Origin of the sequence: Streptomyces sp. NPDC057654 (genome assembly GCF_042800135.1) — a bacterium.
GTDB lineage: Bacteria > Actinomycetota > Actinomycetes > Streptomycetales > Streptomycetaceae > Streptomyces.
In genome coordinates this window covers 1-7281 of sequence record NZ_JBHVHQ010000415.1, presented here as the reverse complement: position 1 = coordinate 7281, position 7281 = coordinate 1, and the positions used below count along the sequence as shown (strand labels likewise).

Below are 7281 nucleotides of genomic sequence, written 5' to 3'. Positions count from 1 at the left end.
CGGCTGAGGGGTACGGACCTCTCAGCCGTCCCGGGCGTTTCAGCCGTCCCGCCCCGCGCTCTTGAACCGGGGCCCCGGGCTCACCTGCCCAGAGTCAGCGGCCGTTCCGGAATGCCGTCCCTGAGCAGGCCGGCCAGCGGGGTGGCGAGGTCGCGGGGGCCGAAGAGGTCCGGGCCCCGGTAGGCGGTGATCTCCGGCAGGGACCACCAGCGGAAGCCCGTGATGTTTTCGGCTGCGAGTTCGGCGTCCGACAGCGCGCCGCTCGGCTGGAAGGCCGTGGTGCGGACGAGGTAGTAGTCGTGGATCGCGCCGTCGTAGCCGGGTACGAAGCCGGGGGCGACGACCTCGCGGTGCCAGACGTGGGGCGGTGCGCTGCCGTTGGGCGCATCGGGCGCATCGGGCGCATCGGGCGCATCGGGCACATCGAGGGCAGCGAGCGCATCGGGCACGTCGAGTACGAGGCCGGTCTCCTCGTGCAGTTCGCGGCGCAGGGCCGCGTACGGGGTCTCGCCGGGTTCGACGCCGCCGCCCGGGGTTCCCCAGACGGCGGCCTCCGGAGCGGCGAACCTGCACAGGAGGATGCGGTCGCACTCGTCCAGGACGATGGCGCGGACCGAGTGACGCAGCTTCAGTTCGGGCATCGGGGAAGCTTATTCGCCCTGCGTAGGGCCGGCGGCGGCTGACGGTATGTCAGCAGATCCTGTCGGGTGCGCCGCGAGGCCCAGACGGCCGTCCTCCATCGACAGCACGCGGTCCGCGTGCCCCAGAAGCCCCTGATCGTGGGTGACGAGCACCGTCGCCGTCCGGTGACGACGCGTCACTTCCGCCAGCAACTCCACGATCCGCTCCCCGCGCTCGTGGTCGAGCGCCGACGTCGGCTCGTCCACCAGGAGTACGGACGGCCCGCCGAACAGCGCGCGGGCGATGTTCACGCGCTGGCGCTCGCCGCCGGAGAGCTGGTGTGGCCGCCGACGCTGCTTCGCCCCGTCCAGGCCCACCGACTCCAGCAGCTCCGCCGCCCGGCCGCGTGCCGCCCGCGCCCCGCGCCCCCGCAGGTCCTCGATCACCAGCAACTGTTCCAGCGCCGTCAGCGACGGCAGCAGATTCGACTGCTGGAACACGATGCCGACGCGCTCGCGCCGCAGCGCCGTACGGGCCCTCGCGCTCAGCCGCGCCGTGTCCTCGCCCGCCACGACCACCCGGCCCTCGTCCGGCCGCAGCAGCGTCGCCGCCACCGCCAGCAGGCTCGACTTCCCGGAACCGGACGGTCCGACGACCGCCGTCAGCTCCCCGGCGGGCACCCGCAGCGACACCGCGTCCAGGGCGGTCAGCCGGCGGTCGCCATCCGGATAGGTGAGCGTCACGCCTTCCAGGGAGAGGGCGGTGGCCGCGCGGGCATCTGGCATGGCAGTCGAAGCAGTCGAAGCAGGCGTGTCGGCGGCGGTCATCGGGTGGCTCCCAGCGCGGTCAGCGGGTCTACGGACGTGATGCGGCGTACGGCGAGCGCGGACCCGGCCAGGCCCAGCGCCACCATCGCCAGTACCGGTACGGCCACGGTCGCCGCGCCCAGCTCGAACGGCACCGACGCGGCGGCCAGCGCCCCGCCGGTCACCCCCACCGCACCGCCCAGCGCCGCGCCCGCGACCAGCACGATCAGGGCCTGGGCCAGGGCGTCCCGGACCAGGTAGCCGCTGCTCGCGCCCACCGCCTTGAGAACGGCGATGTCCGGCTTGCGCTGCACGGTCCAGACGGTGAAGAAGGCCCCGACGACGAGAGCGCTCACGGCGAAGAGGAAGCCTTGGATGAGTTGCAGGGTGCCGTGTTCGGCCGAGTAGCCGTCGATCCCGGCGAGGGCGGCGTCGACGGACACGGCCTTGGTCGTGCTCGTGGCCGCGCTCGTACCGGAGACGCCTCCGCCCGGCGATCCCCCGCCCTTGACCGCCAGTGCCGTAGGCCGCTGCTGATGGCTCACCCGCTCCCACGTCGCCAGACTGGTCCACACACTCGGCGCGTGCCCGAACGAGCGATCCCCGGTCAGGCCCGAGACCGTCAGCCGCTCGGTGCCGAGGGTCACCCGATCGCCGACGCCGATGCCGTTCTCGCGCGCCGCCGATTCGCTCACCGCCGCCTGTCCGTCCTTCGGCGCGGTGCCCGATACGAGAGCCGGGCGTAGCGCGTCGGGGGTGCCGAAGGCGCTCACGGACACGGCTTTGCGGTCGGCTGTCAGCCGGGTCATGGCGACGCCGAACGGCTCCGCCGACGAGACGCCGGGGGCATCGGCCCAGGCACGTTCCTGCTCACGCCCGATCGTGCTGTTGCTGAACGACACCTCGGGCGACGCCCCCGCCGGAGCGCCGAACACGATGCGGTCCACCGGCAGCCCGGACACGGCCGAGGACGCCTCGCGGGCCAGCCCGCCCGTCAGCCCGTACAGGAAGACCACGAGAGTGGTGATCAGCGTGACGACCGCGCCCATGAGGGCGAATCGCCCTCGGGCGAAGCGGATGTCACGGAGCGCGACGAACACAGGGACCCTCCCAGGGCTTCTTGTCAGTACGCCCCAACCCTCCGTCGTCATCGCGCGCCCGCCATCAGGGACAGGAGCGGTCCTCGCCCCGCCCATCAGGTGCACCCCGAAATCAATCGAACGGTTGATGGGGAAGACGGAAAGGGGTCCGTACGAGCGCCGTACGCTCGATGGAGTGAGCACCCCCGACGACGTACCCCGGCCGCCGGAGCGGCCGGCGGGCCGCCCCGAGCCGCCGGCGGGCCACCCCGACGCGCGCAGTCACCCCGAAGCGCGGGGCAGCCATGCGCACTCCGACGCCCCGTCGCTGCGCCTGATGCGCCTCGCGCTGCACGGCGCGTTCTACGTGCTGCTCGCCATCGGGCTCGCGCCCGCCGTAGCCGTCGCCCTCGGCTCGGACGGCCCCCGGAACCCGTACGTACTGATCCCCGGAGCGATGCTCGCCGTCGTCTACGGCCTCGGGGTGGCGCGGGAAACGCGAGCAGCGAAGGAAGGGCGGCTGCCCCTGACCTCCCGGACCGGCCTCTGGCTGACCGCCGTCACCGCCCTGTGGCTGGTCCTCCTCCTCATGGACCGCGCCTTCAGTTACGTCGTCTTCCCGCTTTTCTTCCTCTTCCTGCACGTCATGCCGGTCCGCTGGTCGCTGCCCGCCGTGGCGGCGACCACGGGCGCGGTCGTGGCGGTGCAGTCGGCGGGGCCCGGCGGGTTCACGGCGGCGAAGGTCATCGGGCCGGTCGCGGGCGCGGCGGTCGCCGTGCTGACCGCCTACGGGTACGCCGCGCTCTACCGGGAGAGCCGCAACCGGCAACACCTGATCGACGACCTCGTACGGACTCGGGACGAGCTGGCCGCCACCCAGCGCGAGGCCGGGCGCCTCGCCGAGCGCCAGCGCCTCGCCCGCGAGATCCACGACACGCTCGCGCAGGGACTGTCCAGCATCGTTCTGCTGGCCCGCGCCGCCGAAACCGCTGCGGCGAGCGAGGCCACCGGGGCAGCTGGGACAGCCGAACCCGATCTACGGACCGCCCGAGCGCACCTCCGCGAGATCGGCCGCACCGCCTCCGACAACCTCGCCGAAGCCCGCCGCTTCGTACGGGCGCTCACCCCTCCCGCCCTTGAGGACGCCACGCTGCCGGAGGCGCTGCGCCGCCTGACGACCGGATTCACGGCCCGTTTCACCGCTGGCCCCGAGGTCCGTTTCCACCTGGACGGCGAGCCCCGACGCCTCCCCGTAGAGGCCGAGGTCGCCCTTCTGCGCCTCACCCAGGAAGCACTCGCTAACGTCGCCCGCCACGCCCGCGCCGAACGCGCCGCCGTCACGCTCGCCTTCCTGGACGGACAGGTGACGCTCGACGTGTACGACGACGGCGTCGGCTTCACGCCGAACGGCTCCGCCGAAGGGGCGGAGGCCGGGGAAGCGGGCCGTACCACCTTCGGCCTGCACGGCATGCGCGAGCGCATCGCCGAACTCGGCGGCACGCTCACCGTCGAGTCCGCGCCGGGCGAGGGCACGGCCGTGGCGGCGGCGCTGCCGGTACGGGCGGGGGAGGCGCGTACGGACGCACGTAACGAGGACGGACTCAACGAGGACGGACGTAGCGAGGACGCACGTAGCGAGGACGCACGTAGCGAGGAGGCGCGTAACGAGGACGCGCGTACGGGCCCACGTACGCAGCCCTCGACGGAACCGGAACCCCGCCCCGAGGCGGCGGCCGCATGATCCGCGTACTGCTGGTCGACGACCACCCCGTCGTACGGCGCGGGCTCCGCGCCATGGTGGACGAGCTGCCCGGCGTGGAGGCCGTCGGGGAGGCGGCGGACGGCGCGGAGGCGCTCCGCCTGCTCGCGGAGGCGCGGGAGAACGGGGAGCCGCAGCCCGACGTGGTGCTCATGGATCTCCAGATGGGCGACGGCATGCACGGCGTCGAGGCCACCCGCCGCATCACCGCGCTCCCCGAACCTCCGGCTGTACTCATCCTCACCACCTACAGCACGGACGCCGACATCCTCGCGGCCGTCGAGGCCGGGGCCACCGGCTATCTGCTCAAGGACGCCCCGCCGGAGGACGTCGCCACCGCCGTCCACGCCGCCGCTCGCGGCGAAACCGTCCTGGCCCCGCCCGTAGCCGCCCGCCTTCTCGGCCGCGTACGGGCCGGCCGGCCCACGCTGTCCCCGCGCGAGATCGAGATCCTGCGCCTCCTGGCCGAGGGGCTGGCCAACAAGCAGATCTCCCGCCGCCTGTTCATCAGCGAGGCCACGGTCAAGACCCACCTCGTGCACATCTACGACAAGCTGAACGTCGACAGCCGTACGGCGGCCATCGCGGCGGGTCTGGCGGGCGGCTTGATCCGCCCGGTGTGAGGTTGTGGCGCAGGGCTCAAGGCTCCGCAATGCGACTCAAGGCTCCGCAATGCGGCTCGATGCGGCGCAATGCGGCTCGTGGGTCAACTGACGTGGGGGCAGCCCCAGTAGGGCTGCTGCGGGTGTCCGGATGGCGGGCGGGGCGGCGAGCCAGCAGGCTGAATCCCGCTGTCACAGACGCGTACGCCGCGTATGCCATGTACATGAGGAGAGGCCCACGACATGCCGAAGCGCTCTCACCGCCGCCCGATCATCCTGACCTTGACCCTGGTCTCAGCCTCGGCCCTGGCCTTGGCGGGCACACTGCCAGCCTCGGCCTCCGCCTCCGCCGCACAGCACCGGCCGACCGCCGACCCGGTGCAGCGGGGGCTGGACCACCTGGTGCACGAGGACGGCTACCCCGCCGCGCTGGCCGCCGTCACCGGCCGCGACGGCCGCGCCCGTAACGCCGTCGCGGGCGTCGCGGACCTGCGGACCGGGGCGAAGGCGCCGGTCGACGGGCAGGTACGGGCCGCCAGCGTCACCAAGTCCTTCACCGCCACCGCCGTCCTGCAACTGGTCGGCGAGGGGAAGGTCGAACTGGACGCCCCGGTCGACACGTACCTGCCGGGGCTGCTGCGCGGCGACGGCATCGACGGCCGCCGCATCACGGTGCGCCAGTTGCTCCAGCACACCAGCGGGCTGCCCGACTACACCCAGTACATGGACGACCTGGTCGCCAACCGCCACCGCTACCACCAGCCGCGCGCGCTCCTCGACTACGCCCTCCAGCACAAGGCGGCGTTCCCGCCGGGCACGGCCTGGCGGTACTGCAATACCGACTACCTGGTGGCCGGGCTGCTCATCGAACAGGTCACCGGCCGCCCGGCGGGCGAGGAGATCACGCGCCGGGTGATCGACCGCGTCGGGTTGCAGCACACCTACTTCCCGGCCGTCGGCGACCAGACCATCCGGGAGCCCCACCCGCAGGGCTACGTCTCGCTGAAGCCGGGCGAGCCCCTGCTCGACGTCACCGAACTGGACCCGTCCTCGGCCTGGGCGTCCGGCGACCTGATCTCCACGCCGAGCGACCTGAACCGCTTCTTCAGCGCGCTGCTGGGCGGCAAGCTGCTCAAAAAAGATCAACTCGCCCAGATGCGTAAAACCGTGCCGATCCCGGCCGATGCCGACTACCCGAAGGGCACCCGCTTCGGCCTGGGTCTCTCCAGCCAGCCGCTGAGCTGCGGCGGCCTGATGTGGGGCCACGACGGCGACTACCTCGGCTACGCCGTCTACCCCTCCGCGACCGACGACGGCCGCGCCGCCACCATTGCCGTCACCGCCGACCCCGGCCCGGCCAAGCGTGGCCGCGCCGATGCCTATCGCCTCCTGGAGGCGTCCATCTGCCGGTGACCGGTGACCGGTGACCGGTGGCCCTTGGCCGCCACCTTCGCCGCACCGCACGCCCGCCCACCCCCGAGGAATGCGACAATCGTCGTCGGTCGCAGGCCGTCCCTGAGCAAGACAAAAGCAAGACAAGATCAGAACAGCCCCCCCCAGAGCACCGTATGGAGAGCGCATGGCCCCCAGCATCCCGTCCGCCATGGAACGACCGCACTTCATCGGCATCGGCGGCGCCGGGATGTCGGGCATCGCCAAGATCCTCGCGCAGCGCGGCGCCCACGTGGCAGGCAGCGACTCCCGCGAGTCGGCGACCGCCGCGGCCCTCCGCGACCTCGGCGCCACCGTGCACATCGGCCACGCCGCCGAGCACCTCGCCGCCGACGCGACCTGCGTCGTCGTCTCCAGCGCCATCCGCCAGGACAACCCCGAGCTGACGGCCGCCGCCGAGCGCGGTGTCCCCGTCGTGCACCGCTCCGACGCCCTCGCCGCGCTGATGGACGGCCTCAGCCCCATCGCCGTCGCCGGTACGCACGGCAAGACGACCACCACCTCCATGCTCGCCGTCTCCCTCGGCGCCCTCGGCCTCGACCCCTCGTACGCGATCGGCGGCGACCTCGACGCACCCGGCTCCAACGCGCGGCACGGCGAGGGCGAGATCTTCGTCGCCGAGGCAGACGAGAGCGACCGCAGCTTCCACAAGTACGCGCCCCAGGTCGCGATCATCCTCAACGTCGAGCTGGACCACCACGCCAACTACGCCTCGATGGACGAGATCTACGAGTCCTTCGAGACCTTCGTCGGCCGCGTACGCCCCGGCGGCACCCTCGTCATCTCCGCCGACCACCCCGGCGCGCGCGAGCTCACCAGGCGCATCGCCGGCCGCCACGACATCGAGGTCGTCACGTACGGCGACGCCGAGGACGCGGACGTACGCGTCCTCAAGGTCAACCCGCGCGGCCTGACCAGCGAGGTCACCGTCGCCCTCAACGGCAAGATGCTCACCTTCGCCG

7 protein-coding genes are annotated in these 7281 nt (G+C 72.7%); 4 read left to right on the top strand and 3 right to left on the bottom strand.

All coding sequences use genetic code 11. The features are described from left to right. Positions 1 to 80: 80 nt before the first annotated feature. The 3 genes from ACFU99_RS26285 to ACFU99_RS26275 are packed head-to-tail and all read right to left on the bottom strand — an operon-like array spanning position 81 to position 2527. Positions 81 to 641, bottom strand: a complete 561-nt coding sequence (locus tag ACFU99_RS26285; RefSeq protein ID WP_384396196.1) for an NUDIX hydrolase — start codon at positions 639 to 641, stop codon at positions 81 to 83. A 9-nt stretch (positions 642 to 650) separates the two neighbouring features. After that, on the bottom strand, positions 651 to 1406 hold the full coding sequence (locus tag ACFU99_RS26280) for an ABC transporter ATP-binding protein (protein ID WP_384396202.1): 756 nt from the start codon (positions 1404 to 1406) through the stop codon (positions 651 to 653). Between the two features lie 38 nt (positions 1407 to 1444). After that, the gene (locus tag ACFU99_RS26275) at positions 1445 to 2527 is read right to left on the bottom strand and encodes an ABC transporter permease (protein ID WP_384396193.1); all 1083 of its coding nucleotides are present in this window, start codon (positions 2525 to 2527) and stop codon (positions 1445 to 1447) included. 316 nt (positions 2528 to 2843) lie between these two features. On the opposite strand from ACFU99_RS26275, the gene ACFU99_RS26270 reads away from it, so the two are divergent. The 4 genes from ACFU99_RS26270 to murC form a co-directional block, all read left to right on the top strand. Further along, complete coding sequence (locus ACFU99_RS26270; RefSeq protein WP_384396199.1) at positions 2844 to 4247, top strand: sensor histidine kinase; 1404 nt, start codon at positions 2844 to 2846, stop codon at positions 4245 to 4247. After that, positions 4244 to 4888: a response regulator gene (locus tag ACFU99_RS26265; protein ID WP_384396189.1), complete on the top strand. Its 645-nt coding sequence runs from the start codon at positions 4244 to 4246 to the stop codon at positions 4886 to 4888. The genes ACFU99_RS26270 and ACFU99_RS26265 overlap by 4 nt, the downstream gene beginning before the upstream one ends. A 222-nt stretch (positions 4889 to 5110) precedes the next feature. Beyond that, positions 5111 to 6280 (top strand): serine hydrolase domain-containing protein, encoded by a 1170-nt coding sequence (locus tag ACFU99_RS26260; protein WP_384396186.1) that lies wholly within the window; start codon positions 5111 to 5113, stop codon positions 6278 to 6280. Between the two features lie 166 nt (positions 6281 to 6446). Then, positions 6447 to 7281, top strand: an 835-nt coding sequence (murC, locus tag ACFU99_RS26255) for a UDP-N-acetylmuramate--L-alanine ligase (RefSeq protein ID WP_384396183.1), incomplete at its 3' end; no start/stop codon positions are given.

Bases quoted from the DNA above. Each gene is read 5' to 3' on its own strand.
- ACFU99_RS26285 (WP_384396196.1), bottom strand. From the start codon at position 641: ATGCCCGAACTGAAGCTGCGTCACTCGGTCCGCGCCATCGTCCTGGAC.
- ACFU99_RS26280 (WP_384396202.1), bottom strand. From the start codon at position 1,406: ATGCCAGATGCCCGCGCGGCCACCGCCCTCTCCCTGGAAGGCGTGACG.
- ACFU99_RS26270 (WP_384396199.1), top strand. From the start codon at position 2,844: ATGCGCCTCGCGCTGCACGGCGCGTTCTACGTGCTGCTCGCCATCGGG.
- ACFU99_RS26265 (WP_384396189.1), top strand. From the start codon at position 4,244: ATGATCCGCGTACTGCTGGTCGACGACCACCCCGTCGTACGGCGCGGG.
- ACFU99_RS26260 (WP_384396186.1), top strand. From the start codon at position 5,111: ATGCCGAAGCGCTCTCACCGCCGCCCGATCATCCTGACCTTGACCCTG.